The 26,427-nt window shown below is 51.6% G+C and carries 30 protein-coding genes; 6 read left to right on the forward strand and 24 right to left on the reverse strand.

Going from position 1 to position 26,427, the window contains the following annotated elements:
• Positions 1 to 22: 22 nt before the first annotated feature.
• The 17 genes from fabG to KOO62_06695 all read right to left on the reverse strand — a co-directional run bounded on the left by fabG (position 23) and on the right by KOO62_06695 (position 14,568).
• Positions 23 to 757, reverse strand: a complete 735-nt coding sequence (gene fabG / locus KOO62_06615; GenBank protein ID MBU8933663.1) for a 3-oxoacyl-[acyl-carrier-protein] reductase — start codon at positions 755 to 757, stop codon at positions 23 to 25.
• Between the two features lie 13 nt (positions 758 to 770).
• Positions 771 to 1,703, reverse strand: a complete 933-nt coding sequence (gene fabD, locus KOO62_06620; protein MBU8933664.1) for an ACP S-malonyltransferase — start codon at positions 1,701 to 1,703, stop codon at positions 771 to 773.
• 5 nt (positions 1,704 to 1,708) lie between these two features.
• Positions 1,709 to 2,698, reverse strand: coding sequence for a ketoacyl-ACP synthase III (locus KOO62_06625; GenBank protein MBU8933665.1), 990 nt, complete (start codon positions 2,696 to 2,698; stop codon positions 1,709 to 1,711).
• Positions 2,625 to 3,725 carry a phosphate acyltransferase PlsX gene (plsX, locus tag KOO62_06630; GenBank protein ID MBU8933666.1) on the reverse strand — a complete coding sequence of 367 codons (1,101 nt, stop codon included), beginning with the start codon at positions 3,723 to 3,725 and terminating at the stop codon, positions 2,625 to 2,627. The genes KOO62_06625 and plsX overlap by 74 nt, the downstream gene beginning before the upstream one ends.
• Positions 3,726 to 3,765: 40 nt before the next feature.
• Entirely contained in the window at positions 3,766 to 3,948 is a 183-nt protein-coding gene (gene rpmF / locus KOO62_06635; protein ID MBU8933667.1) for a 50S ribosomal protein L32, read from the reverse strand.
• Positions 3,949 to 3,972: 24 nt separating this feature from the next.
• On the reverse strand, positions 3,973 to 4,491 hold the full coding sequence (locus KOO62_06640; GenBank protein MBU8933668.1) for a DUF177 domain-containing protein: 519 nt from the start codon (positions 4,489 to 4,491) through the stop codon (positions 3,973 to 3,975).
• Positions 4,492 to 4,694: 203 nt separating this feature from the next.
• Positions 4,695 to 5,111, reverse strand: coding sequence for an ATP synthase F1 subunit epsilon (gene atpC, locus KOO62_06645; GenBank protein MBU8933669.1), 417 nt, complete (start codon positions 5,109 to 5,111; stop codon positions 4,695 to 4,697).
• A gap of 10 nt (positions 5,112 to 5,121) precedes the next feature.
• On the reverse strand, positions 5,122 to 6,528 hold the full coding sequence (gene atpD, locus KOO62_06650) for a F0F1 ATP synthase subunit beta (protein ID MBU8933670.1): 1,407 nt from the start codon (positions 6,526 to 6,528) through the stop codon (positions 5,122 to 5,124).
• A gap of 53 nt (positions 6,529 to 6,581) precedes the next feature.
• The gene (gene atpG / locus KOO62_06655) at positions 6,582 to 7,451 is read right to left on the reverse strand and encodes an ATP synthase F1 subunit gamma (protein ID MBU8933671.1); all 870 of its coding nucleotides are present in this window, start codon (positions 7,449 to 7,451) and stop codon (positions 6,582 to 6,584) included.
• A 51-nt stretch (positions 7,452 to 7,502) separates the two neighbouring features.
• The gene (gene atpA / locus KOO62_06660) at positions 7,503 to 9,020 is read right to left on the reverse strand and encodes a F0F1 ATP synthase subunit alpha (GenBank protein ID MBU8933672.1); all 1,518 of its coding nucleotides are present in this window, start codon (positions 9,018 to 9,020) and stop codon (positions 7,503 to 7,505) included.
• A gap of 188 nt (positions 9,021 to 9,208) precedes the next feature.
• Positions 9,209 to 9,757 (reverse strand): ATP synthase F1 subunit delta, encoded by a 549-nt coding sequence (gene atpH / locus KOO62_06665; protein MBU8933673.1) that lies wholly within the window; start codon positions 9,755 to 9,757, stop codon positions 9,209 to 9,211.
• Positions 9,758 to 9,766: 9 nt separating this feature from the next.
• Positions 9,767 to 10,249: a F0F1 ATP synthase subunit B gene (atpF, locus tag KOO62_06670; GenBank protein MBU8933674.1), complete on the reverse strand. Its 483-nt coding sequence runs from the start codon at positions 10,247 to 10,249 to the stop codon at positions 9,767 to 9,769.
• Between the two features lie 66 nt (positions 10,250 to 10,315).
• The gene (atpE, locus tag KOO62_06675) at positions 10,316 to 10,549 is read right to left on the reverse strand and encodes an ATP synthase F0 subunit C (protein ID MBU8933675.1); all 234 of its coding nucleotides are present in this window, start codon (positions 10,547 to 10,549) and stop codon (positions 10,316 to 10,318) included.
• 62 nt (positions 10,550 to 10,611) lie between these two features.
• Positions 10,612 to 11,457 carry a F0F1 ATP synthase subunit A gene (gene atpB / locus KOO62_06680; GenBank protein MBU8933676.1) on the reverse strand — a complete coding sequence of 282 codons (846 nt, stop codon included), beginning with the start codon at positions 11,455 to 11,457 and terminating at the stop codon, positions 10,612 to 10,614.
• Positions 11,457 to 11,873, reverse strand: a complete 417-nt coding sequence (locus tag KOO62_06685; GenBank protein MBU8933677.1) for a hypothetical protein — start codon at positions 11,871 to 11,873, stop codon at positions 11,457 to 11,459. Before KOO62_06685 ends, atpB begins: the two co-directional genes overlap by 1 nt.
• Positions 11,851 to 12,126, reverse strand: coding sequence for an AtpZ/AtpI family protein (locus tag KOO62_06690; protein ID MBU8933678.1), 276 nt, complete (start codon positions 12,124 to 12,126; stop codon positions 11,851 to 11,853). Before KOO62_06690 ends, KOO62_06685 begins: the two co-directional genes overlap by 23 nt.
• Positions 12,127 to 12,336: 210 nt before the next feature.
• Positions 12,337 to 14,568 carry an Ig domain-containing protein gene (locus KOO62_06695; protein MBU8933679.1) on the reverse strand — a complete coding sequence of 744 codons (2,232 nt, stop codon included), beginning with the start codon at positions 14,566 to 14,568 and terminating at the stop codon, positions 12,337 to 12,339.
• A 231-nt stretch (positions 14,569 to 14,799) separates the two neighbouring features.
• Here KOO62_06695 and KOO62_06700 point away from each other — a divergent pair, with 231 nt between their 5' ends.
• The 4 genes from KOO62_06700 (at position 14,800) to KOO62_06715 (ending at position 18,164) form a co-directional block, all read left to right on the forward strand.
• Positions 14,800 to 15,348 carry a hypothetical protein gene (locus KOO62_06700; protein MBU8933680.1) on the forward strand — a complete coding sequence of 183 codons (549 nt, stop codon included), beginning with the start codon at positions 14,800 to 14,802 and terminating at the stop codon, positions 15,346 to 15,348.
• 64 nt (positions 15,349 to 15,412) lie between these two features.
• A complete protein-coding gene (locus KOO62_06705; GenBank protein ID MBU8933681.1) occupies positions 15,413 to 15,961 on the forward strand; it encodes a transposase in 549 nt (182 codons plus the stop codon).
• A gap of 197 nt (positions 15,962 to 16,158) precedes the next feature.
• Positions 16,159 to 16,755, forward strand: a complete 597-nt coding sequence (locus KOO62_06710) for a penicillin-binding protein activator LpoB (protein ID MBU8933682.1) — start codon at positions 16,159 to 16,161, stop codon at positions 16,753 to 16,755.
• Positions 16,749 to 18,164 carry a hypothetical protein gene (locus KOO62_06715; GenBank protein ID MBU8933683.1) on the forward strand — a complete coding sequence of 472 codons (1,416 nt, stop codon included), beginning with the start codon at positions 16,749 to 16,751 and terminating at the stop codon, positions 18,162 to 18,164. Before KOO62_06710 ends, KOO62_06715 begins: the two co-directional genes overlap by 7 nt.
• A 63-nt stretch (positions 18,165 to 18,227) precedes the next feature.
• On the opposite strand, the gene KOO62_06720 is transcribed toward KOO62_06715, so the two are convergent.
• Genes KOO62_06720 through KOO62_06750 form a run of 7 tightly spaced genes read right to left on the reverse strand, consistent with a single transcriptional unit; the run spans position 18,228 to position 24,906 of the window.
• Positions 18,228 to 19,322: an ABC transporter permease gene (locus tag KOO62_06720; protein ID MBU8933684.1), complete on the reverse strand. Its 1,095-nt coding sequence runs from the start codon at positions 19,320 to 19,322 to the stop codon at positions 18,228 to 18,230.
• Positions 19,322 to 20,428: an ABC transporter permease gene (locus KOO62_06725; protein MBU8933685.1), complete on the reverse strand. Its 1,107-nt coding sequence runs from the start codon at positions 20,426 to 20,428 to the stop codon at positions 19,322 to 19,324. The genes KOO62_06720 and KOO62_06725 overlap by 1 nt, the downstream gene beginning before the upstream one ends.
• The gene (locus KOO62_06730) at positions 20,421 to 21,164 is read right to left on the reverse strand and encodes an ATP-binding cassette domain-containing protein (GenBank protein MBU8933686.1); all 744 of its coding nucleotides are present in this window, start codon (positions 21,162 to 21,164) and stop codon (positions 20,421 to 20,423) included. The genes KOO62_06725 and KOO62_06730 overlap by 8 nt, the downstream gene beginning before the upstream one ends.
• Positions 21,161 to 22,078, reverse strand: coding sequence for an ABC transporter ATP-binding protein (locus tag KOO62_06735; protein ID MBU8933687.1), 918 nt, complete (start codon positions 22,076 to 22,078; stop codon positions 21,161 to 21,163). The genes KOO62_06730 and KOO62_06735 overlap by 4 nt, the downstream gene beginning before the upstream one ends.
• Positions 22,075 to 22,950, reverse strand: a complete 876-nt coding sequence (locus tag KOO62_06740) for an efflux RND transporter periplasmic adaptor subunit (GenBank protein ID MBU8933688.1) — start codon at positions 22,948 to 22,950, stop codon at positions 22,075 to 22,077. Before KOO62_06740 ends, KOO62_06735 begins: the two co-directional genes overlap by 4 nt.
• A gap of 1 nt (position 22,951) precedes the next feature.
• The gene (locus KOO62_06745; GenBank protein MBU8933689.1) at positions 22,952 to 24,265 is read right to left on the reverse strand and encodes a TolC family protein; all 1,314 of its coding nucleotides are present in this window, start codon (positions 24,263 to 24,265) and stop codon (positions 22,952 to 22,954) included.
• Positions 24,262 to 24,906, reverse strand: a complete 645-nt coding sequence (locus tag KOO62_06750) for a TetR/AcrR family transcriptional regulator (protein MBU8933690.1) — start codon at positions 24,904 to 24,906, stop codon at positions 24,262 to 24,264. Before KOO62_06750 ends, KOO62_06745 begins: the two co-directional genes overlap by 4 nt.
• A gap of 171 nt (positions 24,907 to 25,077) precedes the next feature.
• Between KOO62_06750 and KOO62_06755 the strand changes: the two genes are divergently transcribed.
• Together KOO62_06755 and KOO62_06760 are read left to right on the forward strand one after the other, a co-directional pair.
• Positions 25,078 to 25,875, forward strand: coding sequence for an excisionase family DNA-binding protein (locus tag KOO62_06755; protein MBU8933691.1), 798 nt, complete (start codon positions 25,078 to 25,080; stop codon positions 25,873 to 25,875).
• A gap of 8 nt (positions 25,876 to 25,883) precedes the next feature.
• Positions 25,884 to 26,417 (forward strand): macro domain-containing protein, encoded by a 534-nt coding sequence (locus tag KOO62_06760; protein MBU8933692.1) that lies wholly within the window; start codon positions 25,884 to 25,886, stop codon positions 26,415 to 26,417.
• The last annotated feature ends 10 nt before the right edge of the window (positions 26,418 to 26,427 follow it).

Genomic DNA, 26,427 nt, shown 5'->3' on the forward strand with positions numbered 1-26,427 from the left:
TATTTGTCCTTCTCTCAATTTCTCAAACAATAGACATTCCGCCATCCACCGACAGTACTTGACCGGTCGTGTACGCTGCCAGGTCCGAGGCAAGAAACAACACGGTCGAGGCAACGTCGTCTGGCGAACCGGCCCGCTTCATCAAAATATGGTCCAGAAACTGCTTCCGGGCCGCTTCCGATAGCGATTCGGTCATTTCGGTCTCTATGAATCCGGGCGCCACCGCATTTACGGTCACACCCCTGGTACCCAGTTCCTTGGCCACGCTCTTGGTCAACCCGATCAGGCCGGCTTTGGATGCCGCGTAGTTCACCTGACCAGCGTTGCCGTTTAGTCCCACGACCGAACTAATGTTTATTATCCGCCCCGAACGCTGTTTCATCATAAGCTTCGCGGCCGATTTGGTGACAAGAAAAGCGCCCTTGAGATTGATGTCAAGTACCATGTCCCAGTCTTTTTCAGCCATCCGAACCAGAAGTGTATCGCGTGTGATGCCGGCATTGTTGACTACAATATCAACTCGTCCGAATTTAGACACCGTTTGTTCAAACAGAGCCGCGACATCATCGGCGCTCGTTACATCAGCTTTGACACCAATGGCATCGGTCTCTAATCCGGCGGCGACGCGGTCGACCGCATCCTGATCCAGATCGCAAATAACTACATTGCTCCCGGCTTGTGCGAATCTGGTGGCAATGGCCAGCCCGATACCTCGCGCTGATCCTGTAATAATGGCCGTCTTCCCTGATAGGTCCATCATTTCATAATCCTTATTCTGGGCCGGCAGTAAACGTTTCAATATCGGACAAAGTGTCCAGACTGATCTGTTTTTCTGGCCGCATGTCGCGACGAGCCAATCCCGAAAGTACTTTGCCCGGGCCGATTTCGTAGACCGTGTCCACTCCCTGCTCGACGAGATACTTCATAGTCTGCGCCCACCTCACCGGTGACGTTACCTGTGACACCAGCAGAGGACGAATGGCTTCAGCTGTGGTAACAGGCTGGGCGGTTACATTGGCCACCACAGGAACTGACGGCGCCTTGTATGTCTCGTTTGCCAAATAGGTCTCCAGGCCTGCTTTGGCTGGCTCCATCAGGGGCGAGTGAAACGCTCCTCCAACCTCAAGCATCATGGCTCGTTTGGCTTTGGCTTCCTTGGCCAGCTCAATCGCTTTTTCAACGCCCACCACTTCACCGGAGACGGCTATTTGAATGGCGGAGTTATAATTAGCAGGAATCACCACCCCCGCAGCTGATGCGCGATTGCAAATATCTTCCGTTTTGTCCGCCGAAAGACCCACTATGGCCGCCATCGTACCCGGTCTTTGAAGGCAAGCTTCTTCCATCAGGGCGGCCCGTCTGACAACTGCCTTAATGGCCTGCTCGCAAGTCATAGCACCCGCAACTGCCAACGCCCCGTATTCGCCCAACGAATGTCCGGCGACAAAGTCAAAGGACGGAAGCTTGTCGCCCAAAACGGTCAAAACCGCCAGAGAATGTAGCAAGATCGCGGGTTGAGTGAAGCGGGTTCGTTTCAACTCCTCGACCGGACCCTCAAACGAGAGCCGGGCAATATCATAGTCCATCTCAGTGGACGCCAATTCGTACAGGGCACGTACATCAGCCGAATGGGCATGTAGATCCTGCCCCATGCCAACATACTGCGAAGCCTGCCCCGGAAAGAAAAGAACTGTCTTACTCATAAATCCTACCACTTCACCAGGGCTGCACCCCATATCAGCCCGCCGCCAAAGGCTACCATCAGAATGTGGTCCCCGGATTTGAGGATACCCTGACGGTTGGCTTGATCCAGTGCCAGAGGGACAGAGGCAGCGGAGGTGTTGCCATACATTTCAATATTCTGAAATACTCTGCTTTTGTCTACTTTTAGTCGTTTAGTTAGAGCATCGATAATCCTGATATTAGCCTGGTGCGGAACGACCAACGAAATATCATCAGCGGTCAGTCCAGCCTGCTCAACAACCTTCTGTGCCGCATTACACATCTCACGGACAGCCACCTTGAAAACATCAGACCCGATCATCATGATCTTGTCCTTGCCGTTTTCAAGATTATTGTGGTCATAAGGAACCCTTGTACCGCCTACTTCCATCCACAATAGCCTGGCCAGGCGGCCATCGGACTTCATGAAAGTTGAGATTACTCCGCTGCCATTGGTTTCGGCACTCAAGACAGCAGCCCCGGCCGCATCGCCAAACAGCACACATGTACTGCGATCTTCGTAGTTAGTAATTGACGACAGCCTCTCGCAGCCAACCACCATCACCTTTTTAGCCTGTCCAGATTCAATCACCGAACTAGCCAATGACAAACCGTTGATAAACCCTGTGCAGGCCGCTGCAATATCGAAAGCGACAGCATTGACCAGACCCAGCTTCTCCTGAACAACACAGGCTTCGGAGGGCAAACGATAGTCGGGAGTGACCGTTCCCACGATGAGCATTTCGATCTCTTCGGGGGTACACTCGGCCATATCGAGTGCGTTGCGACAGGCCTCTGCGGCCATGTCGGACCCCATCATGTCGGGATCAGCAATCCGACGTTCCTTGATGCCGGTCCGGGTAATTATCCACTCGTCAGAGGTATCGACCAAACGCTCGAAATCAGCGTTGGTCATCCGCCGTGGCGGAGCATACGACCCCGTGCCGATTATTTTTGCTCTTATCTTGTGAACCATTAAGGTGTCCAAATTGATTGTTTTTCAACTCGCGGCAGATTCGCTCCCGGATGCCCTTGGCCACCATGTTGTGCGCCAGGACAACGGCATTGGCAATTGCCTTTGAGCTGGATGAACCGTGGCAGATAATGACATTGCCGTTCAATCCCAACAACGGTGCACCGCCCGATTCGGAATAGTCAAACAGACTTCTCATTCTCCGCAAGAATGGTAATAACAACGTGGCCCCAATCCGCGAAAAAACATTGGTCTGTACCTGGCGTTGCATTGCGCCGACAAACATCGGCTTGATAGATTCGGCAAACTTCAACAGGATGTTGCCCGTGAACCCATCTGTCACCGCTACATCTACACTTCCGGAGAGGATATCACGCCCTTCGATATTGCCAACGAAGTTCAAGTCTGAGTCCCGAAGTAACTCGCTGGCCTTAAAAATCAGTTCGTTTCCTTTGCTGCGTTCTTCTCCAATAGATATCAGTCCAACTCGCGGAGCCTCAAGATCAAAAACGACGCTCGAATAAACCGATCCCATGACCGCAAATTGTGACAGATGTAGCGGTTTGCAATCGACATTAGCACCAACATCAAGTACGACAATCGGTCTTCCGGCGGAAGTCGGGAACAGGGTGGTAATTGCCGGGCGACTGACACCTTCGAGGCGACCCAGGGTCAAGAGAGCGGTAGCCATCACCGCCCCGGTATTGCCGGGCGACACAAATGCCTCAGCCTCCCCGACCTTAAGTTGTCGCATGCCAATGGCGATTGAACTGTCGCGCATGCGCACTCCTTCGGTGGCTGAGATAGTCATCGGCACCTCACGGTCGGCATGAACAACGGACATATTGTTCGGACGGTCAGGACAGTCATCGAGAACTTCCCGGATAACTGTCTCAAGGCCGATCAACATTACATGGAGCGACTCCGGTAATCTACGAGCCGCTTCAATGCCGCCATGGATAATCTCAGCGGGACCGCTGTCGGAGCCCATCACATCAAGAACAATTGTATGTTTGCCTTCGATTGTCATCCTGTCTCCCGACGCTTATCGCATCGGGTCGTCAGTGCCCTCAGGCGTCCTTGGCCGGAATAATCTGGCGTCCATTATAGTAGCCGCAGGTTGTGCATACATGATGCGGCAACCGGGGACTGTGACAGTGGGGACAATCCACCACGTTGGGGACAGCAAGTTTCCAATGGGTCCGCCGTTTGCGACCCCGTGTCCGCGAGTGCCTTCGCTTGGGAAGTGGCATCAGTCTATCCTATCGTTTCCAGGTTCATTTATCCTGAAGGTCTCGGAGACCTTCCCATCTTTCATCAATTACTTCCTGGCCGCAATCGCAATCATGGAGGTTGCGATTCGCGCCACATTGGGGACATAGTCCCCGACAGTCTTCCGCACACAGCGGCAACATCGGCACCGCCGTTATAATGGCCTGCCGAACCACATTGCTGATGTCGGCCTCTTGACTGTCGCCGACGCAGAAGACATACTCTTCCGCATCCTCGGCTTCTTTTCGTAACTCATTAAATACAACCTCCGAACAGACAACAAAGTTCATCGTTGTCGTCAATTCGGCATCGTAATGTCCCAGGCAACGTGCACATTCCAGTATCAGAACTGCTCGCACATCCGCCTGACAGAAAAACTCGTCGCCGGATCTTTGAATATCCAGATCGACTGTCACCTCCCGTACGCCGCAAACTCCATCAAAAACAATCTCAAAAGAGTCAGGGTCCGCCTCCAGGCAGGTTCGGACGGGAAAGGTATCATATTCCCGCAGGCGCAATTTCATAGCCTTTGAAACTAAGTAAACACCCCTTGAAAGTCAAGAGTTAAAAGAGCTTCCCGGATCCTCAAGATAGAGGATATGAGCCTATAATTGTAGTCCAGACCTATACAACAAGAAGACGACCGGCCCTAAAGGACCGGTCGTCGTGAATTTCATCTGCAGGCTGCCCTCAGCGGATACCGGTCATACCGGCAAGGTACCGTTGGTCAGGATCCGGAGCCTTCTTTGTACACCTTTATTCGGTTACGGGCTCTTTCCACGGCTGCTCTCGCCGACGGCAGGTCGATATCGGTCTCGCCTTTTCCGGCGGATATCAGCCTGTTCTTCTCCCGTTCATAGGCTGCCTGAGCGCGTTCGATATCAATCTCGTCTGCTCGTTCGACCGCTTCGGCGAGAATCGAGGCCTTGTTGTTGGAAACCTCGAGAAAACCTCCCGAGACGGCCATCAGGTTGACCTTGTCATCGGCATCCCGAAACTCCACGCGCCCTGGAATGAGACCGGTTATCAGGGGCGCATGGTTGGACAGAACCCCCAGATACCCTTCCGTACCGGGGACCACCAGTGACTTGATTTCCGCCTCGAAGAAGACCTTTTCCGGCGTAACTATCGAAAGTAGAAACATATTTCTCTACTTAGCTCTTTGTTTTCTCGTGACGTTCCAGAACTTCCTCAATACCACCGACCATGTAGAACATCTGCTCGGGGATGTGATCCAGCTCACCGCTCAGAATCATCTTGAAGCCCTTAATGGTATCTTCGATCTTGACATACCGGCCTTCGGTGCCGGTGAACGCCTCCGCTACGAAGAACGGCTGCGATAGGAAGCGCTGGATTTTGCGTGCTCTCTGTACGATCTCTCTGTCTTCCTCTGAGAGCTCGTCCATACCAAGAATAGCGATAATGTCCTGAAGATTCTTGTAGCGTTGGAGTGTCACCTGAATCTCACGAGCTACCTGGTAATGCTCTTCGCCTACAACACCCGGATCGAGAATACGCGACGTTGAATCCAGTGGATCAACAGCCGGGTATAGACCCAGTTCAGCAATCTGACGCGACAACACGGTGGTGGCGTCCAGATGTGAGAAGGTAGTCGCCGGGGCTGGATCAGTCAAATCGTCGGCCGGCACATAAATGGCCTGTACCGATGTGATAGAACCGGAGGTCGTGGAGGTAATTCGTTCCTGAAGACCACCCATCTCAGTTCCAAGCGTAGGCTGATAACCTACAGCCGAAGGCATACGTCCCAACAGAGCCGATACTTCGGAGCCAGCCTGGACAAAGCGGAAAATATTATCAATAAACAGCAGTACGTCCTGCCCCGCCTCATCGCGGAAATATTCGGCCATAGTGAGACCGGACAATGCCACCCGCAAACGCGAGCCGGGAGGTTCGTTCATCTGGCCAAAGACCATAGCAGTCCGCTCGATAACGCCCGATTCGGTCATTTCCAACCAGAGATCGTTACCTTCACGAGTACGTTCACCTACTCCGCAGAACACCGAGTAGCCGCCGTGCTGAGTGGCGATGTTGTGGATCAGCTCCTGAATGATAACCGTTTTGCCCACCCCGGCGCCACCGAACATACCAACTTTGCCGCCCTTGAGGTACGGCTCAAGCAGGTCAATGACCTTAATACCCGTTTCAAACATCTCAGCATGAATGGATTGCTCCTCAAAAGAGGGAGCTTCACGGTGAATCGGCAGACGTTGGGTTTCAGCAGGGAGATCGCCTTTGGCGTCGATCGTTTGTCCCAGAAGGTTGAAGACACGCCCCAGCACTTTTTCGCCAACCGGCACAGTGATGGTGGTGCCAACATCGACCGCCTCCATACCGCGCACCAGGCCGTCAGTAGACGCCAGCGCTACGCAACGAACGATATTGTCGCCCACGTGCATCGCAACCTCGACCGTAAGGTCGATCTCTTTTTCCTTATCGACGATCTTGACGGCATTCAGGATATTCGGCAAAGCGTCGGAGCGAAACTCGCAATCGACGGTTGGACCGATAACCTGAACAACCTTTCCAATGTTTTCAGCCATGTGGCAAACTCCGCATATATCTGAGCGTTCTTTTTTTTCGTACTCTACAGGGACTAACCCTTGAGTGCCTCCGCTCCGGAGACAACTTCGAGCAGTTCCTTAGTGATCTGTCCCTGACGTGCTTTGTTGTAGTCCAGAGTCAGATTATCTATCATTTCACCGGCGTTGGTAGTCGCCGCGTTCATGGCAATCATTCGGCTACCGTGTTCACTGGCAAACGAGTCAGCCAGGGCGGTAACCATTTTTGTCGTCGCATAGCCGGGCATAAGAGCGGCATAGATACGCTGTGCATTCGGCTCGAAAATATAGTCAGCCATACCGGCGGCATCGTCTTCATTCGCCTCAGGTGGTGCGATGGGGAGATACTCCTCCATCGTCGCCTTGAACTTCACCATCGACACAAAGCGAGTGTACAACAGCGAGATTTCATCCGTCTCACCCTGCACAAAACGAGTAGTCAGATAATTGACCAGCATCTTTGCCTTGTCATAATCAAGTGACCCACCCCAATCACCATAGAACTCGACGATAGGAAATGTGCGCCGTTTGAAATAATCATTGCCCTTCTTGCCGACCAGGACCAGTTCGGTCTCGAAATCCTTGTTATCGTTGAGCCAGGCAGTTGCACGGCGAATGATATTCGAGTTGAAACCGCCGCAGAAACCGCGGTCGGCAGAAACCACAACCAGCGTCTTCTTCTTTACATCCCGTTTCTCGAAGTAGGGATGGATTACTTCACCGGTCGAACCAGCGGCCAGATTGGACAACATCTCGTCCATCTTGACAGCGTATGGGCGAGCTTCCTCTACCCGTTGCTGGGCACGGCGCAGCTTGGCGGCTGCGACCATTTCCATAGCGCTGGTAATGCGTCGGGTCGATTTGACCGACCGGATTCTGTTTTGTACGTCGCGAAGGGTTGGCATCTATATTGCCTAATCCGTTATTTCCTGCTTCACGTTACTGTTCAACGCGGACTATTCCGCCTTAAACGTTTTCTTAAAGGCTTTGACAGCCTTGGTCAATTCGCCCTCGATCTTCTCGTCAAGTTTCTTCTTCTCAACAAGCCAATGCTCAATATCGGGATAGCTCTTGTCGCAGAAAGCCAGCAACTCGGTTTCAAACCGACTCACAGCATCTACAGGGATATCATCCAGATAACCATTAGACCCGGTCCAAATGATAATCACCTGGCGGGCTACATCGATAGGCACATACTGACCCTGCTTGAGCAACTCGACCATTCTTTCACCGCGGTTGAGTTGTTGCAGAGTCATTTCGTCCAGATCAGATCCAAACTGGGTGAAAGCTTCCAACTCTCGGTACTGAGCCAAATCGAGTTTCAGCTTACCAGCTACATTCTTGGCCTTCATCATCTTTGTCTGCGCGTTGCCGCCCACACGAGAGACCGAAATACCAACGTTGATAGCCGGACGAACACCGGAGAAGAATAGTTCCGATTCCAGGAATATCTGGCCATCGGTAATCGAAATCACGTTGGTCGGGATATAAGCCGACACGTCGCCGGCTTGTGTTTCAATAATCGGCAACGCTGTCAGGGATCCACCACCGAGAGCGTCGGACAGTTTAGCAGCCCGTTCCAGAAGACGGGAGTGGCAATAGAAAATGTCGCCCGGGTAGGCTTCACGTCCCGGCGGACGACGAAGCAACAGAGACAACTGCCGATACGATTGGGCCTGTTTTGAAAGATCGTCGTAGACAACAAGCGCGTGCTTGCCGTTGTACATGAACTCCTCAGCCATCGCACAACCCGAGTAGGGAGCAATGTACTGCAGCGGGGCCGGATCGGTCGCACAGGCAGAGACTACCGTAGTATATTCCATCGCGCCGTATTTACGCAGTGTCTCCACCACCTGAACTACGGTTGATGTTTTCTGACCGATAGCTACGTAGACGCAATGAACATCAGAGTTTTTCTGATTAATAATCGTATCCAGCACCAATGCCGTTTTACCTGTCTGGCGGTCACCAATAACCAATTCACGCTGACCGCGACCAATCGGGATCATCGAGTCAATTGCCTTGAGGCCTGTTTGCAGCGGTTCTTTCACCGGCTGACGTTCAACAACACCCGGGGCACGACCTTCGATCACCCGAAACTTATCGGTTACAATCGGTCCTTTGCCGTCCAGCGGCTGACCCAACGGATTGACAACACGACCCAGGAGTGCCTCACCTACCGGCACCGAAGCCACGCGGCCGGTGCGGCGTACGGTATCGCCTTCCTTGATCTTGGTGTCGGAACCGAAAATCGCGACACCTACATTGTCTTCTTCCAGGTTGAGCACCAGTCCCATAATGTCGCCGGGGAATTGGATGAGCTCGGACATCTGGACATCCTCGAGACCCCAAATGCGGGCAATTCCGTCACCGACCTGGAGCACCGTTCCGACGGACTCCATTTCGAGTTTGGTCTCGTACTTTTCCAGCTCTTTTCTGATTACTGATGATACTTCTTCAGGGTTGAGACCCATCACCGAACTCCTGTATTTACATCAACTATATCTTCCAAAACCACAACAGGCTAAGCCTGCTTGTTCCCGATCACGATTCAATCGTAACCCGGACGCTTCGTCATCCGCCGATTCATTGATCAGCCGGTCTATTCGTCACTAGCCGCTATCCGATCAAACCGGTGCGGCCTTATCATTCACAAATCGAGCTAAACTACCTTAACTTTGGCCAACTGCTCCTCAATCATTTCCAGTCCATAACGAACCGAACCGTCAATGATCTCGTTGTGCAGAATCACAATCATACCACCCATAATTGCCGGATCAATCTTTTCCTCAATCTGGATGGTCAAGTTTGTCTTGGCCGCCAAACGGGCGATAAGGTTCCGTCGCGGTTCCTCATCGAGCGCCTTAGCCGTAATCACTGTCGCTCGCGCAATCCCCTTCTCGGCTTCGACCAGACGGATGAAATCATCGATGATCTCCGCCAGATGGGCCACCCGGTGTTTATCCACGAGGACTACGAGAAACTCGACAAACAGTTGTTCCAGCCGTTCTCCAAAAACAGTTCGAATCAGAGCCTGTTTGTTTTCATCCAGCACCTGAGGCGCGTTGAGGAAGTTCAGCAGAGTGTCGTCCTCAGCGATGAACTTTCTCAAGTCTTCAAGCTGCTCATGAGCGGCGTCAATGAGGCCCTTACTCTGGGCGGCCATAAACAACGCCTGGGCGTACTTGCGAGCAACTTCCTGCGCTAACATAGGCGGCCCTTAGGCTTTCTCAACGTTTTCAATGAAGCGTCCGATCAACTCGCGGTTCTTCTCGTCATCGAGCTTTTCCGCAAGTATCTTCTCAGCAGCTGTCATCGTGATTGCGACCATTTCGTTCTTCAACTGAACCTTGGCTTTGGCAATATCCCGCTTGAGATCCGCCTTGCTTTTGGCGTCAATCTCGCGGGCTTTTTCACGGGCGTCGCTCTCTATCTTCGCAGCGATCTTCTTGCCCTCGTCAACAGCCTCGACCAGCTTGGTCCGACGCTCGCTGTCAATATCCTTCAGCTTGGACTCGTATTCGCCAAGCAGCATATCTGCTTTTGCTTTCTCGTCCTCAATGCTCTGGAACTCATCAGCGATCTTCTGGCGGCGTTCCTCAAGAATACTCAGCAGGGGTCCCCAAGCAAATTTCTTGAGGATAACTACCGTAATGAGAAACCCTAACGCGTGCGTCAGTAATTGTTGCCATGATACATCCATTAGTACTCCCTGAATTCTCTAGTACGTTCTCGATTTCGAGACAGGTACCTCAGACGCTTCAGGTTATTAGCCGAGCTTGCCGCTGGCCAGGATGAAGACAATAAACACGTAGATGGTCAGCGCTTCGATAAATGCAGCACCGATAATCATCGCGGTCTGAATCTTTCCGGCGGCTTCCGGCTGACGTCCCATGGCTTCCATCGCGGAACCTACGGCTTTGCCAATACCAAGACCAGAACCGATAGCGGCCAGCCCAACGGCGAGCGGAGCGGCCAGACCCAGTGTTGCCTGATAATCCATCTTGTCCTCCTAAGAACTTCCTAAACCTATCTTACTTCTTCTCTTATCCTATTTCCGGAGCCTCAATGAGCATGTTCCTCATGAGGCAGCATCATCAATATATAAATGGTCGACAACAGTGTAAACACCAGCGCCTGAATGGTCGAAAGCAACAATCCGAGAAAATAGAACGGTAGCTGCAACGGAACACCCACAGGCGAGAAGGCTACAATAGCCATACCCAAACCAACAAACACGGCGATCAATGTATCCTCACCGGTGATGTTACCAAACAAACGTAAAGCCAGACTAAACGGTTTGGCTAGTTCACCAATGATATGCAATGGCAGCATCAACGGGACCATACACCAACTGATCACATCCGCCGGACTCCCACACAGGTGATGAATATAGCCGCCCAACCCCAGCCGACTGATTCCCGTCCACTGAGCATAAAGGAATACCAATATGGCCAGCGAGGCGGTAATATTAAGGCTTGTTGACGGGGAATGACCAAAAGGTACCATGCCGATCCAGTTGTTAATCAAGATGTAAAAGAACAGAGTCCCGAGGAACGGCACGTACTTTTTGGTATCTTTGCCAAGAATTGAGTGGATGAAATTGTACATCCCCTCAACCATCATTTCTATTGCATTTTGGAATGGACCGGGGATCATCTGGCGTTTCTTGTAAACTGACATGGCCACAGTTATCATAAGAAGCATAGAGAAACCGGCGAAAATCACGTTTACCCATTCGTATGCCCAACCCTCTCCGTGGGTCAGAAAATATACGAGATTCGGCAAATGCGGTGGTCCCTCGTGACCACCCGAGTGCTCGCCCGCTTCACCTCCTGAAGCAGTTGCGATCAACCACGGACCGAATTGGGCCACCGACACGGCCAGAGCATTTACATAATAGAGAAGCATCAAACGGCCCCTTGTATATTTTCATCATTCCGGGCCTTGGCATCCAAACCGAAAAGAGCCCGACCGACAACCTTAAGAACCACCACTGCAAGTATAACCGAAAAACCAATGATCAGATGGATCGGATCGAAAACCGGCACTTTCAGAAGGAAGTATCCGGATACGTAAAGCAGGGGAAATTTCAGAAAGGCAAGACCGGCCACTCTCATTTTGTCTACTTCGTCCGGTCTGAGAGCCGCTCGCACAAGAGCCGCCAAAAACATCAAGTTGACCATCGACCAGACACCGGCTGAGAAAATTGCCAATGCAGGATAGATTCCCAGGTAATACAGGCAGAAGACCAGACCTATTAATAATAGGATACCAGTCGTACGAAGAGTACGGTCTATAAAATCAAGTCCGAGATTCTGTGTCATCGTCGTCTTCATCCTCCGACGAGGAAGCTTTCTTCACCAACTCAAAAATCTCAATACCTGCCGCGGCGATCCCAAGCAGGACACCCAGGGCGGCCAGATATGGGCTCGTATCAAACTTACCGTCAAACCACCAGCCAATTCCGTAACCGATCAACGGACCGGCCAACAACAATCCGGGCACTGCCGCATACAGGCCAATTTGCCGAATGTCCCGGCGCGAACTGTCTTTCGGGTCGGGTTTCAACACGCTCATAACAGCCTGCTCCAAAACATTGTGTTGGAATATATTGGCGGCCCCATCCAAGTCAAGAGATTTTTTTCACAAGCTCCCCCCGAATTGCCCCTATAATAAACTGCCAAAATCCGGGTCCTTGCCCGCTCAGCAGCCGGTGATCCGGCTCGGAGATCAGAGTCTATCGAAAGCGATCAGCGAGGATTCGTTTGATCGTCTCCGGCTTCCTATCTAAGACCCGCATACCGGGGCAGGGCCACCGGTAAATAGATATGCGACCAAGTAGGTCAGGTCCGAAATGTTGATAATTCCACCCGGACCAATTACCCCGTCCACATTGGCCTTTTCCATGACCGGTGGTGGCGGACCACCAGTAAACAAATAGGCCACAAGATAGGTCAGATCAGCTATATTAGGCTCCTCGCCATTAGCGTCGATATCACCGCATGCCTGGGTGATGACAACAGAGAGATGCTGAATGTCCACTGTGCCAGGGCAGTTCCCATCCACAGCTTGTACGGTGAAATTAAACGTCCCTGAAATAGTTGATACGCCGGACAGGATTCCCGATATCAGATCGACTTCCATCCCGTTGGGAAGACTTCCGGCGTTGACGCTCCAAGTGTAGGGGGGGGTACCACCGGCCGCCTCCAGCGTCGTGGAGTATGGCTGGCCAATGGTGCCGTCGGGAACCATAAGGGTAAGTATCTCCACCTGTGGATCGGGGACAGCATTGGCTTGGACTCGGATCAAGTAGTTGTAATCAGCGCCAAGCAATTCGCTATTAGTTTTCCAGACCCCTCCGGAAAACCCGCCGCTGCGATTCACACCCGACGGCACGGCGTTGTCCATATAGACCCACAATGTGTCCTCAGAACCGGGATTAAGGTGATTGATCCCGATATGAAACTCGGCTGCTTCGTAAAACATCAGATTTCGATCAGACACATCAACGGTGATGGTGCCTACAGAGGGAAGCGTGCCTGAAGGCAGATCGATGGAGTCAATGACGGTCGTCGGATAGACTCCGTCACTGTTCCAGACATAGATACGAGCCGCAGGAGAACCGGGGAAGTAGCCATCAATTGCAATCGTTGTCAGGGTACACGTTTTAGCGGCTGTAAATCTCACATTATAATAATCATCAGCATGGACCATATAGGAGGCCGAGCCATTATCGTATTGCGCCAGGAAACTGGTGCTCTTCTTCTGAATAGCCAGCGTAGGGTCGCCATTGAGGGTCATGCCATAGAACCAGGTGATCTCCCATTCCTCAAAGCCACCGGCAGAGCGATCAACAAACCATTCGAGATATGCCTGGCCTATTTCTTTCCCATCACCGAAGGGACGATAGAAATCCTCGAAAGCCAGCATCGACCCGGATTTGGCGCTGCCAATCGCCGCCAGACCGTACTGCTGACCAAAGATGTACCAACCGGACATGTAGTCTTTTTCGACGTATAGGGCATTGGAACAGGCGAAAAGATTATAGAAATGCGACACGGGTTGCAGCTCCCTGATTTCGGAGTTATACGTATACGAATATTCGCTACTCGGATTCGTAAATTGGTGCCCCTCATGCCACGAGTGAACACATACCTGAATGAAACTGTAGGTGTTGGCCAACCGGCCCTCGTAGTCCGGGGCAAACGTTGTCCATTCATCTTTCACAAATTCGCGATCTGAATACGCCTCTCCTACGTTGGTGTTCCACCAGTTCGCCCCCGATACCCAATCGTCTTCAATGTAAACCAGAGCCTTATTATTGAGCGGCAATAGTCCGCTGCGATACTGGTGATTACGGTCAAAATAGTCAATCAGAAGATCAGCTTCGCTGTCTCCACCCATTGTAAGCGGCGAGGCCGTCAAACGTCCCATATATATTTCCGGTTCGACATTGCCGGTGTGTTCGTCGTACATCCCATCCACATCCAGATCTGCGAAGCTGCCGTCAAGATCCATATAGAACAGATCGATTGGGAATTCAGCGTGCGCTGGCGGATCGCCAAAATCAGTTTCGTACCATGCCACCGGCAAGTCCCCGATGAAAACACAGCCAGCCATGCCATCAAGATACTCACTGTAGAGAAAACTGCGCAAATCAGCCGGAGTGCCGCCACTGATTGCGTGCACTTTCACATCGTAGCCTTCGCCGGTAAGATCAAGCACATACAACGCAATTGATTCCTCAACCTGACTGTACAAAACTGAGTCGATGAGAATGCCGAATCCAACCAGGTCGCGACCGGTTGTCTTGGGAGAGGCTGTCATTACCAACGCCGACCGCCAGGGTCCCCGTTCGCCGGTTTGCACTGACCACTCCTGAAAAGTGATAGGGTGTCCACCGGATGGGTCTACCCACCGTGTTCGAGCTACACCACTGGAGTACATTTTGGAAATGGAATCATCAACGGGGACGAGAAAATCATTGCCGATCGCCTGTCCACCGATCGCTGTGATCACAAGCATCACCATTAAGACGATTCGGATTGATCGTGAAAAAAACGGACGTGCCGTCGGTCGAGGAGATATTTTGGTCTGCATCGCTGTCCTTGAGCAAGTGGGTATATCTTGATCTGTTATGTACAGTATATCAATTTTACCGTTTTTGTCAACAACACCTACTGAGCCAGAAGCGGGTACTTAAGAACAGTATTTGACGAACAGGATTATATTGGCTATTGTTGTAGCACTATGAACAAACGAACACAGAAAAATCTAATGCTCGTTATTGGCCTTCTGAATCTGCTTCTCCTGGTCAGTAGTTGTACGAGTCGATACCGAATGGACTTGTATCTGACTACCGACGGCGAGAAAACCAAAGTCAAGGTGGAGCAGACGCGCTATGTCCCGGGCGTAGTACTTGCGGACCCGCTGGTGGATAAACCGGTTCAGTCCGGCAACGGCAGTGTGATCATTCTGAATCTCGGTTTCCGCGGCTCGGAACTGACTGGCTTTACTAAGTTCGGATTCGGGCTTGACGAATACGTGAAGCACCGTCTCTATGTACAGCTACCCGACCTGCCCGATACGGCAACAGTAAAACTCCAGGGACACTCATTTCTGAAATTGCAGAAACACTATGAGCTGTCACCCGAGTCGAAAGTTTTCCAACCGGTTGTTGGTACCTGCCTGATCGATTCGGTAACTACGTCCGCGTTGTTCGGCACGCTGGGCGGGGTATTTGAGAATCCCGACGGCGTATCGGTGACTATTATAGGCCAGTTTCGCGTCAAGCTGTAGACAGGCATGCTTTGTCACCCTCGCGCACGCGGGGGGATGGATTTACAGGGGTGACAGATTCTTCTTGAGTAGGTCGAAACTGTCTTCAGTTTCGACAATTAACTACGAAATGACAAACATCCGACGACACTTCAAACCAAATGACCTCTGTTTTTTCACGCACGTTACGTACAACCGAAAACCAGTTCTCATTGACCACTTTGATCTTCTGTGGGCAAGCATCGAACACTATTCCGCAGAGGAGGATTTCGATTTGATCGCCTGGGTCGTGTTGCCCGATCACATGCACATGCTGGTGGAAACAAGTTCCAGGAATGCTTCCGATGTAATGAAACGTATGAAGCAGTCTTTCGGCGCCAAGGTGCGGTCTCGATTGAAACTCAAATCCGGACGCATGTGGCAGTATCGTTTCTGGGATCATATCATCCGGGATCAAGATGATCTCAATCAGCACATTGATTACATTCATTACAATCCCGTGAAACATGGCTTGGCGCATTGCCCAGCGGATTGGTCGTATTCGTCGTTCCCGCAGTTCCAGAAGAAAGGGATATATCAACCAGATTGGGGAATCAAGCTCGTACCCGATACGGACGGGCAGTTCGGGGAGTAGGCGCAGATGTCGAAACTGAAGACAGTTTCGACCTACAAGACTCGGCTTGGCTGCTCCCTTCAGAAAAAACTTGTACCTTCAACACCTTCGTGTCAGCTTGTGGCAATTGCAGTCAGCGTGACCGACAATTGAAGGGTATAATCTGCAATTGGTGAACGGCAAAGAAGACTTTGGAACACAATAGAAAGGAAGCTTCCATGAAGTACCTAGTAGCAACACTAGTCTTGACTATTCTCGTTATCGGTTGCGGCGGTGGTCAGCAAGTAACACGCCTTGATCCCGGCGAGACGACTGATCTCAGCGGCAAATGGAACGAGACCGACGCGCGACAGACAGCTCAGACGATGATCGCCGACTGCCTCGGGAGGCCCTGGCTGGTCAACCATGTCGAGAAAGCAGGAGCCAAACCGATCGTAACAGTGGGAACGATCCGCAACAAGACCAACGAGCACATTGATAGCGAGATTTTCACCAAGGATTTCGAGCGCGAACTGATCAACAGCGGTAGCGTGCGGTTTGTCGGCAGTCGTGACCAGCGCTACGAGATTAGAGACGAACGTCAGGACCAGCAGGAGTTTGCCTCGGCTGAGACGCGCAAGAAAATGCGCGAGGAAACCGGCGCGGATTTTATTCTCCTGGGAGCCGTAAAGACCATCACCGACCAGATCGAAGGCAGCCGAACGGTTTTCTACCAGGTTGACCTCGAACTGATTCACATCGAGTCCAACGAAAAAGTCTGGCTCGGAACCGAGAAAATCAAGAAAGGTATCGCCAAGAGCGGCCACAAGTGGTAGCTGCTCGATACAGCACATTATGGCCGGCGGCGGCCTGTTGTTTTCTTTCTCTGCTGGTTCTGGGTGGTTGCGGTTCGATGGCCACCAAACAGAAATTCTACGAACCGCTCACTGCCGAACTGCGGACCGGCGAATACGAATCGGTTGCCCAGAAACTTGAGGCTGCTCGAACTGAGGGAAAATACGGGAAGAAGGATCGTTTCCTGTACTATCTTGATGCCGGCCTCACGTGGCATTACGCTCAACGCTATGATTCCAGCATTCTGCGTCTGTCTGAGGCGGAACAAACCGCTGACGATCTTTACACCAAATCGATTTCGAAAGCCATTCTGGCCAACACGCTCCTCAACGACAATGCGCTGGAATACGCCGGTGAGGATTACGAGGTGTTGTACACCAACCTGATATCTGCCTTGAATTACCTGGCACTGGGTATGTTCGATGATGCCTTCGTCGAAGTACGCCGGGCCGGGGACAAACTGGAATTGCTCGAACAGAAATACGTCGAAGCGCATGACCGACTTGCCCAGCAAACGCGCGAGGATAGTTCGGCTATCCTTGTGGATTACAAACCTGACGCTGTCAGGTTTAACAACTCGGCTTTTGTCCGTTATCTATCAATGCACATGTATGCCGCCGACGGGCTTTACGATGACGCCGAAATCGACTACAGTTATCTTCAATCCGCTTTTCGCTCTCAGCCCCACATCTATCCCTTTGATCCGCCGGATATAGACTACGCTCTGGACGATATGGCCATGTTGAGCGTTGTCGCGCTGACGGGGTTGGCTCCAGTGAAAGAAGCGCTCAATCTGCGGATACGAGCGGATAAACAGCTCAACCTGTTGACTATCATCTATGACGACGGCAACGACGCTAATACTGTTTTTGCCAACTATCCGCTACCGGACGGACTGGGAGATATGTATGCGAAGTTGTCAATTCCCCAACTAAAGACACGCCCGTCGCAAATCGCATCTGTGAAAGTCATCGTCAATGGCAGCGTTCTCGGCTATTTACAGTTGGTGGAAGATATCGAGCTGATAGCACAGGAGACATTTGCTGCCCGTCAGGGGGTTATTCTGTGGCGTACAGTCCTGCGAACGATAGGCAAATCACTGGCCGCCCATAAACTGAAAAAGAAAGTCGATGACGGTGGACTGGGCGGGTGGTTGGGTAAATTGGCCGTTGATATCGTCCATGATGCAACCGAGAATGCCGACCTTCGCTGTGCCCACATGCTGCCGCAGCGGGTTCATGTTGGCGATTTCCGGGTTAATCCCGGCGACTATGACATCAGGCTGGAGTTTCTCGATCAATATGGTGCGGTATTGGCGACACGAGATATTCCGGCTGTGCGAATACGTGCGGGCGATTTCAATCTCGTGCCCTCAGTCTGCCTGCGGTGACGACTAACACGCTGAATCAACTGTGCCCAATAATGAACTTACGCAACAGGCTTGCACGCCCCCCTACGCTGTTCGTTTGGTGAACCGGAGAGTCGAGAACGAAAATATAGCCGCGCCATAGATAGCCAAGATAATCACGTCGTTATACAAATCGACCAGCCCTGCTCCTCGCATCATTATTCCCCGCGTAATGTTTAAGAAGAATCGCATCGGATTAAGATAAGTTACGTATTGCATCCAATCGGGCATATTGGCTACCGGCGTGAACAGACCGGAAGTAAGCATGGCGAACACAAAAAAGAACCAGGCAAAAAACATCGCCTGCTGCTGTGTCGAGGTCACGGTGGAAAAGAACAACCCCATGCCCAACGTTGTCACCAGGTAGAGACCGGTCAGTGCAAAAAGTAATATCAGTGATCCTGCGAACGGAATGGAAAACCAGAGTATGCCTACCGTCAACGCCAGACACATCTCGAACAACCCCAGAATGGCAAACGGCAAAATCTTCCCCAGCAGAAGCACCGGCGTCGATATCGGGGTTACTATCAACTGCTCAAGCGTGCCATGTTCTCGCTCGCGAACAATGGCCATCGAGGTGAGCATAACGGTGACCATCGTTAGTAACGCCACAAGAATACCCGGAACCATATAATAGACGGACTCCATCTCCGGGTTATACAGGGTCCGATAACGAATATCCAACGGCGGCTCAATTCCCAGTTGTTGGTGCCCATACTGACTGATAATTCGGGAAGCATATCCGAGCCCGATCCCAGCCACGCTGGAGTTGGAACCGTCAGCCAGAAGTCCTACAGTGGTACGTTCGTCACGAGTAAATTCTCCGCAGAAATCCTCGGGAATAAGCAGTGCCATCTCGGCTGAGCCGTCGCGAAATCGGTCCTCTATGTCGAACAAGGAAGCATCGATATATTGTGGGACGAAATATCCCACAGCCGTCAGGGCACCGACCAGTTCGCGGGAATCCTGGGACCGGCTGGCATCATAGACATCCAGTTCTATTAGCCGCACTTCCGTATTGACCACATATCCAAACAGGATTAGCTGAATGATAGGCATAGCGAAAATCATCCGCAGCATGTTTCGATCACGGAAAATCTGGATAAACTCTTTGCGGATCATTCCCAGCAGAGCACGCATCACTTTGCCTCCGCAGAAAATCGCCTGGTCGCAATTGTCAGAGTGACGATCATCATTACCAGCAGGCTCAACCCCTGGACCGCCATGACTTCAAAGACGGCTCCTTTGAGCATGATACCCCGGATGATAACGATGAAATACCGCGCCGGGATAATGTAGCTGATAACCTGCAACACCGGCGGCATATTCTTGATGGCAAAGATAAACCCCGATAGCATAACTGACGGCAACATAGTGGCGGTCAGGGCAAACATCATGGCCAGCTGTTGAGTGCTGACCAGAGTGGAGATCAGTATACCGAGGGCGAGACCGGTAATAACATAGATTAAACCGAAGCCAAGCATCAGGGCAGGTGAGCCGACAAATGGCACGCCAAAAACAATCCGAGCCATGACCACAATCAGTAGACCATCAATCAGGGCGATAACGATATATGGAACCAGCTTGCCCAGCAGGATTTGTATCGGCTTGACCGGAGCAGTGTGGAGTTGTTCGAGAGTGCCGGTTTCTCTTTCTCGAGCAATCGTGATTGAAGTCAGCAAAGCCGAAATCATTACCAGAATTATCGCCACCAATCCGGGGACAAAGAAATGGGCTGACTTGAGATCAGGATTGTACAGCACCTGACGCGAAATTGTTATACCCGGCATCTCTTGTCCCGATGGCAAGCGCGAGGCCATCACCTCCCCCAGCACAGCCTGGGCGTAGTTTTGAGTGGCGGCGGCGAGATTGTTGTCGGACCCGTCGAGCAACATACCCAGTGAAAACGGAGTATTGGACTGAATGGACTTTGCATACCCGGGACGAATAATAAGCACAGCATTCGCCTCTGAGGAACGCAGACAGGCTTCCGGATCATCGAGATCAACCGGAACCGACGGTTCGTTAAAATAGGCCGAGCGATAGAAACGGTCTGACAGATCCCGCGAAAGTGAAGTCCGGTCATAATCCACTATACCCAGTACAACATTCTCAATATCCATATTGATGGCATAGCCGTACAAAAACGTCATCATGATCGGCATTATGATTACAATCATCAATGAGCGGGAATCGCGCAGGATGTGGTATCCTTCTTTGCGCGCCATAAACAGAATCTTACGCATCGACGTTCTCCCGCCCGGAGATCAAAGAGATGAAGGTATCCTCCAGGTTGGCTTCGTCATGCGCGGCGACGATTTCAAACGGCTTGCCCATTTCGACGATCCGCCCCTGGTGCATAATCGAAATCCTATCGCAGTATTCCGCCTCGTCCATGTAATGAGTCGTCACAAAAATCGTGACTTCCTCCTCAGCTAGATCATACAACAAGCTCCAGAATTTCCGTCGAAAAATCGGGTCCACGCCACCGGTCGGTTCATCGAGAAACAGAATGCGAGGCTCGTGCAACAGTGCCGCCCCTAATGCCAGTCGCTGACGCCACCCGGTCGGCAAAGATTTGGAAGGTCGATCAAGAAACTCCGCCAGCTCAAGCCGGTCCGATAAATCGTTAATCCGTTCCCTGGTGTGAGACCTACTAAGACCATAAGCTGCGCCATAGAAATTCAAATTCTCGCGTCCGGTAAGATCGGAGTATAACGAGAACTTCTGTGACATATAGCCAATGGAACGTTTGATCTGTTCCGATTGGCTAAAGACATCAAGTCCGGCGACCATCCCCTCCCCCTCAGTCGGTAATAATAATCCGCATAACATCCTGATCGTGGTTGTCTTGCCCGCCCCGTTCGCTCCCAGAAAACCAAACGTCTCGCCAGCCGATATGCTCAGCGTGACTTTGTCCACCGCTGTGAACGAACCAAACCGGCGCGTGAGCAATTGTGTCTCTACTGCGGGTTGGCTCATACCGGTCTCTCCATCAACTGCACGAAACAATCCTCAAGATCAGGGGCGACCGGACGAGCGGCCGATGGATCGATCCCTGCCGAAGTCAACTCAGCGCGGTATCGCTCAGGTGTATCTTCAGTAGCTAAATAAAGATGTAACCCGGCTCCGAAACGACTGGCCGCAAGACCTTCAATACTGTTGAGAAACGTGACTGTCTTGGCGTCCGGAATGAAATCTACAAAGAACACGCAACCATCGAAGGTTTGCACCAACTCCGCTGGAGTTCCCTCCGCCAATTTACGCCCGCCGAACATGAAACAGGCGCGATCGACCCGGGCTACTTCGTCCATGTACGGCGTGGCCACCATAATTGCCACTCCCTGTTTCTTGAGTTGCAGAAGAATATCCCAGAACTGACGCCGCGACAACGGGTCAACGCCGGTCGTGGGTTCATCAAGAATCAGCAAACCCGGCTCATGCATAAGAGCACAGGAAAGAGCCAGTTTCTGCTTCATCCCACCGGAAAGATCACTTGCGCGACGATTGGCAAAGGGTTGCAGGCGTGAAAAGCCGTACATCTCATCACGCTTTCGCCGATACTTATCCCCGACGACATCATAAATACCGGCATGAAACACCAGGTTTTCTTCAACGCTTAGATCAGGATAGAGCGAAAATATCTGCGGCATGTATCCGAGCATCGGTTTGACCTGATCAAACTGGGCAAAGAAATCGTGACCATCAATCGTGGCACCGCCGCTATCAGGGCGAACCAGGTTACACAACATACGCATGATCGTCGTTTTGCCCGCGCCGTCCGGACCAACCAGCGCATAAATCTCACCCCGGTCAAGTGAGAACGAAAAATCATTGACGGCCGACACCGAATCGTACGCCTTCTGCAAATGTTCGACTTCGAGAAACGCCATCATTCTCCCAGGGTGACATAGACCGGCATACCAATCTTAAGGCTGCCGTCGGAGTTGACTATTCGTACTTTCGCAGCATAAACAAGATCGGCCCGGGACTTGGCGGTCTGGACATTCTTGGGAGTGAACTCCGCCTCATCCGAGGTCCAGAAAATCGTTCCTTCATAGGTACGACCTGCTTCAGTATCAATCGTAGCGTGATCACCGATTTTCACGGTCGCAAAATCACCGGCCGGCAGATACACTTTGACCCACACGGAATCGAGGACCGCCAGCGTCGCAATCGAACGCCCCGGTGTCAGAAGTTCACCAGCCTCGATAAGTTTCTCGGTTACAACACCTGAAATCGGAGCCACAGGATAACAATCCTCAAGTTGCCGTTCGAGACGATCCAGGTCGGTATCAATTTTATCTAACTGAGCTTCGAGCGTGGCCACGGTAGCTTCAGCGGCTTGAAGTCCCACCTTTGCCAGAGAGTGCTCATGAGCAACACGGTCATATTGCTGGCCGGTGGCAGTGCTGGATTTGACCAGTTGCGCCATACGCATCTCTTCGGAAAGGGCGTACTGTTCGGTTTGGTGCGCTTTATCAACCCCAATCCGAGCCGTCTCAAGATTGGCCAGCGCTACTGTGCAGCCCGCTCTGGCAGACGCCAGTTCCAACTCAATGCGAGTGGGATCAATTATAGCAAGAGTATCCCCATTTGAGATATGGTCACCTTCGTCGAAAGCAATACTCAGAATGCGCCCGGTGGTTTCGGATGAGATCAACACCTCGGTGGTTTCGATGAACCCTGACCCGCCGACGCCTGAGTCATCGGAACCACAGCCAACAAGCCCGAAAAGAAGCAATAGTACTAAGGCATAATATTTCATATCAGAAACCTCTCTTGAGTTTATCCGATCCAAGGGCATAATAATGAGCCGCCTGAGCTATATGGAAATCAACCTGCGCCGCCGCTTCCGATGACTCTGCTTCGGTCAGAGATGCTTCGATCTCCAGCAAGCGATTCGATGACAATGCTCCTTCCCGATGACCGGCACGAGCCAGTCGGTAGCTGTCCGAAGCTACTCGGTTTTGTGATTTGGTTGTGACCCAGCGTTCATAAGCAAGCAATAATTTCTGACGAGCCAGCAGAACCTCCCTATCCAGTTCTTCAGCCACCCGATCATGTTCCCGCTGTGCGCTCCTGAGATGCCACTTTGCTCTCTGACTCTCATGTGTGGTTTGCCTGCCAAGATTGAACGACCAACTTAGTTGACCGCCGACTGTCCAATAGTCATTCCAGTTATCATTAAAACGATCCAGATTGGGTTTGCCATAGGAATATCCTGCGAAAACCAAAAGCGATGGCACCATCGCCGAACGCGCCAACCGTACTCTTGCTTTGCTGTGTTCAATGCCTGCCCGAGCTACCTCAATTTGTGGCTTAGCTCCCAAGATGGCCACTTGTTGGTCGATGCTCGGCTGGGGCAGTGTGTCGCTCGCGGCCAAGTGCTCCTCCGGCAGTAATCCCAGTATGATGCTCAACTCAATCTCTGCCGCGCGACGTTCATTCTTGGCTGTCGTCACACGGAGAGATGCCCCAGTCACAGCCAGCTCCGCTTCGAGCAGAGCGACCGAGTCCGCCGCCCCGGCCGCGTGCAAAGCCTGCACATCCGCCTGAACGAGTCGGATACGAGCCAGCGAAGCTTCAACTGCAGTAACTTCCTGGTCGGTACGAGCCAGCCGCAAGTACGAATATCGAGTCATAAAGCAGACCGCGTCCGAGCTTGCCTGCTCAAGAGCACGATTTCGACTGAGGCCAGCCTCGGCTGCTGCAATACCGCCAGTGATCCTGCCGCCGGTATAGATTGGCATTGTCAGGCGTAGGTCGGTCTGGTAGTTTTCGTGTGTACCCACCTCGCGACTCATGGAAAAGGCACCGACGTTGATGTCTAATGAAGGCACCTCAGAAATATAAGTCCCCATTGCGTTTATCGAAACCGTCGGGAGCCGACCTGATCGGGCAGCTTTGGCTCCATACAGAGCCGCCATCCGATCAGCCTGAGCTTTCTTCAACGAATGAGAATGCTCTCCTGCCAGAACAAGAGCATCGCTCAAACTGAGATCCCGAGCATAGGCTGTGGTAACGATCATCAGGATAACTAACAGAAGAATAGCTGTCAGCATGAATGGACGTATTTTCATCGCGCTTTCACTCCGTTTAGAAAAAGATCCATTATTGCCGGGCGGCGCTCTTGGGCGAACTGCTCGCTGTCAGTGATTTCGAGTACCCGGTCCAGCAGGGGGGATAATAGAAAATAGCCAATATTCATCGTAACAAACGAAACCCAGGCCTGGCGAATATCTATTGGCCTTAGAGTCTTATCCTCGATTCCCTGTTCGAACTGATGTCTAATGATCTGAGGTATTTCAGAACGTGAGATGATTGAGGCCAATACCGGGATCACATTGCTCTCAGGATTAGCAAGCTCACGCAACAGCAGCTTGGACACGTCCGGCTGCCTCAAAAACACCAATCTCCAACCGTCCTGAATGGTTTCCAGGACGTTCTCCAAATCGGAAAACTCCGCTGTCTTCGTTTTGAGAGAGGCTATTATCTTGCCAAAACTGACTTTGAGAACCTCGGAGTAGAGATTTTCCTTGGATGAAAAGTAGTAGTAGATCATGGCCTTGTTGACACCTGCTTTTTGGGCGATACGATCAACACGGGCACCTTCCACACCATAGCGGGAGAACTCCTTCAAAGCTGCTTCGAGAATTCTCCGGCTGGGCTCCTTTTCAGGTACAGGGGAAGCGTTCGACATTTCGTTCTTCTTGGTATCCATTTCGACCAACCGTTTAGTTTAACCAACCGTTTAGTTATCAATATCGACAAGTCGTACCGATTTGTCAAGCGGAATCCAGTCAAAAAGACAGCTTCACCCAAAAAATCCTGTTGACAAACGCAGAATGGCCAATATTATACAGAAAACACAGAAAAGTCAGAAAGCTCAGAAATGCCTGACGACAACAGAGAGAAAGACTACCTGACAACCACTCAGGCAGCTAAACTGCTAAGTGTCTCGCCTGACACAGTTTTGAAGTGGGTAAAAGCCGGTAAAGTGAAATCTTATCGGACTCTTGGGGGGCATTTCCGTATCCCGATTTCGGAGCTGAGAATGCCAGAGTCTGGCCTTCACGATCAGGCCCCACCAGTTACTCTAGCCTCGGATACTCAGGCTCACCAGTACTGTTGGGAGTTTCTCGCCGCCGGTGGTAAAATCAAGGCTGAGTGCATGGATTGCATCACCTATCGTTCCCGTGCTCGCCGCTGCTACGAGTTGAAAGACCTGCCGGGCGAATTTGGGTGTCTCAATCTCTTGTGTGACACTGACTGCAACGACTGCGATTATTTCAAAGTTGTTAGCGGTCAGGGCATCAACGTGTTGATTCTCACCGGAAACCGTAGGTTAGTCAAGGGAATTAATCGGATAGAGCAATCGGGGCTACAAATACGCTTTGCCTCCGGCGAGTACGAAACCGCAGTAGCTATTCAATCTTATCGCCCGGACTATATTGTAATAGACTGTGCCTTTGGCAAAAAGAGAACGGCCAATCTGTGCAGCAGTCTTTTCTCAGACATACGCATCCCCGTAGCCCGTATAATTCTCTCATCCAAAACCAGGACAACAGAGGACTACTGTGACCATGAGGTCTTCGGCTGGATACGAAAACCGTTTAGTGTCGAAGAACTTAACTCATGTATTCGGGGTGTTCCCAAACTTGCAGACAAACAAATAACAATAGATGAATGAGGTTTCACATGGCAGATGAGCTAACAGTCAACGATCGTTCCCTTCGGCTGGTCAAAGGAGACATCATCGATCTCGATATTGAGGCGGTTGTCTACTATGCTCAGCACGACCTTAATTTAGGGTCTGGTTTTGGCACGGCGATCTCGATTCGTGGTGGGCCGGAAGTGCAAAAAGAACTCAAGGAGCTCGGTTCACTCAAAACCACCGAGGCAGTTGTGACCGGGGCAGGGGAAATGAAGGCCAAGCATATTATTCATGCCGTCGGGCCAAGATTTCAGGAAGAAGGTTTGGAGAACAAACTCAAGGCAACGATTGACAACGCATTGAAGCAAGCCGAAGGCAAGGGAATCAAGGCGATTGTTTTTCCTCCTATGGGCACCGGTTTCTATGGCGTTCCTCTCGATATGTGCGCCCGTGTTCTGCTCGGTAGTATCTCGGATCACCTGGCTGGTAAAACGAGTCTCCGCGAAGTGACCGTTTGCCTGCTGGACAATCGCGAATACAAGCCTTTCCAGGCGCAAATAGCTTCTATGAAGAAGTAGCGAAGGAGAC

It is taken from the genome of Candidatus Zixiibacteriota bacterium, from assembly GCA_019038695.1.
GTDB lineage: Bacteria > Zixibacteria > MSB-5A5 > GN15 > FEB-12 > B120-G9.

Coding starts and splice junctions, on each gene's coding strand:
- atpH (MBU8933673.1), bottom strand. CDS start 9,757: ATGTTAGCGCAGGAAGTTGCTCGCAAGTACGCCCAGGCGTTGTTTATG.
- KOO62_06640 (MBU8933668.1), bottom strand. CDS start 4,491: ATGAAATTGCGCCTGCGGGAATATGATACCTTTCCCGTCCGAACCTGC.
- fabG (MBU8933663.1), bottom strand. CDS start 757: ATGGACCTATCAGGGAAGACGGCCATTATTACAGGATCAGCGCGAGGT.
- atpA (MBU8933672.1), bottom strand. CDS start 9,020: ATGGGTCTCAACCCTGAAGAAGTATCATCAGTAATCAGAAAAGAGCTG.
- atpG (MBU8933671.1), bottom strand. CDS start 7,451: ATGCCAACCCTTCGCGACGTACAAAACAGAATCCGGTCGGTCAAATCG.
- KOO62_06710 (MBU8933682.1), top strand. CDS start 16,159: ATGAAGTACCTAGTAGCAACACTAGTCTTGACTATTCTCGTTATCGGT.
- KOO62_06685 (MBU8933677.1), bottom strand. CDS start 11,873: ATGACACAGAATCTCGGACTTGATTTTATAGACCGTACTCTTCGTACG.
- KOO62_06730 (MBU8933686.1), bottom strand. CDS start 21,164: ATGAGCCAACCCGCAGTAGAGACACAATTGCTCACGCGCCGGTTTGGT.
- KOO62_06720 (MBU8933684.1), bottom strand. CDS start 19,322: ATGCGTGCTCTGCTGGGAATGATCCGCAAAGAGTTTATCCAGATTTTC.
- fabD (MBU8933664.1), bottom strand. CDS start 1,703: ATGAGTAAGACAGTTCTTTTCTTTCCGGGGCAGGCTTCGCAGTATGTT.
- KOO62_06755 (MBU8933691.1), top strand. CDS start 25,078: ATGCCTGACGACAACAGAGAGAAAGACTACCTGACAACCACTCAGGCA.
- KOO62_06690 (MBU8933678.1), bottom strand. CDS start 12,126: ATGAGCGTGTTGAAACCCGACCCGAAAGACAGTTCGCGCCGGGACATT.
- KOO62_06745 (MBU8933689.1), bottom strand. CDS start 24,265: ATGAAAATACGTCCATTCATGCTGACAGCTATTCTTCTGTTAGTTATC.
- KOO62_06740 (MBU8933688.1), bottom strand. CDS start 22,950: ATGAAATATTATGCCTTAGTACTATTGCTTCTTTTCGGGCTTGTTGGC.
- rpmF (MBU8933667.1), bottom strand. CDS start 3,948: ATGCCACTTCCCAAGCGAAGGCACTCGCGGACACGGGGTCGCAAACGG.
- atpD (MBU8933670.1), bottom strand. CDS start 6,528: ATGGCTGAAAACATTGGAAAGGTTGTTCAGGTTATCGGTCCAACCGTC.
- atpB (MBU8933676.1), bottom strand. CDS start 11,457: ATGCTTCTCTATTATGTAAATGCTCTGGCCGTGTCGGTGGCCCAATTC.
- KOO62_06700 (MBU8933680.1), top strand. CDS start 14,800: ATGAACAAACGAACACAGAAAAATCTAATGCTCGTTATTGGCCTTCTG.
- KOO62_06760 (MBU8933692.1), top strand. CDS start 25,884: ATGGCAGATGAGCTAACAGTCAACGATCGTTCCCTTCGGCTGGTCAAA.
- plsX (MBU8933666.1), bottom strand. CDS start 3,725: ATGACAATCGAAGGCAAACATACAATTGTTCTTGATGTGATGGGCTCC.
- KOO62_06725 (MBU8933685.1), bottom strand. CDS start 20,428: ATGCGTAAGATTCTGTTTATGGCGCGCAAAGAAGGATACCACATCCTG.
- KOO62_06625 (MBU8933665.1), bottom strand. CDS start 2,698: ATGGTTCACAAGATAAGAGCAAAAATAATCGGCACGGGGTCGTATGCT.
- atpF (MBU8933674.1), bottom strand. CDS start 10,249: ATGGATGTATCATGGCAACAATTACTGACGCACGCGTTAGGGTTTCTC.
- atpE (MBU8933675.1), bottom strand. CDS start 10,549: ATGGATTATCAGGCAACACTGGGTCTGGCCGCTCCGCTCGCCGTTGGG.
- KOO62_06750 (MBU8933690.1), bottom strand. CDS start 24,906: ATGGATACCAAGAAGAACGAAATGTCGAACGCTTCCCCTGTACCTGAA.
- KOO62_06735 (MBU8933687.1), bottom strand. CDS start 22,078: ATGATGGCGTTTCTCGAAGTCGAACATTTGCAGAAGGCGTACGATTCG.
- atpC (MBU8933669.1), bottom strand. CDS start 5,111: ATGTTTCTACTTTCGATAGTTACGCCGGAAAAGGTCTTCTTCGAGGCG.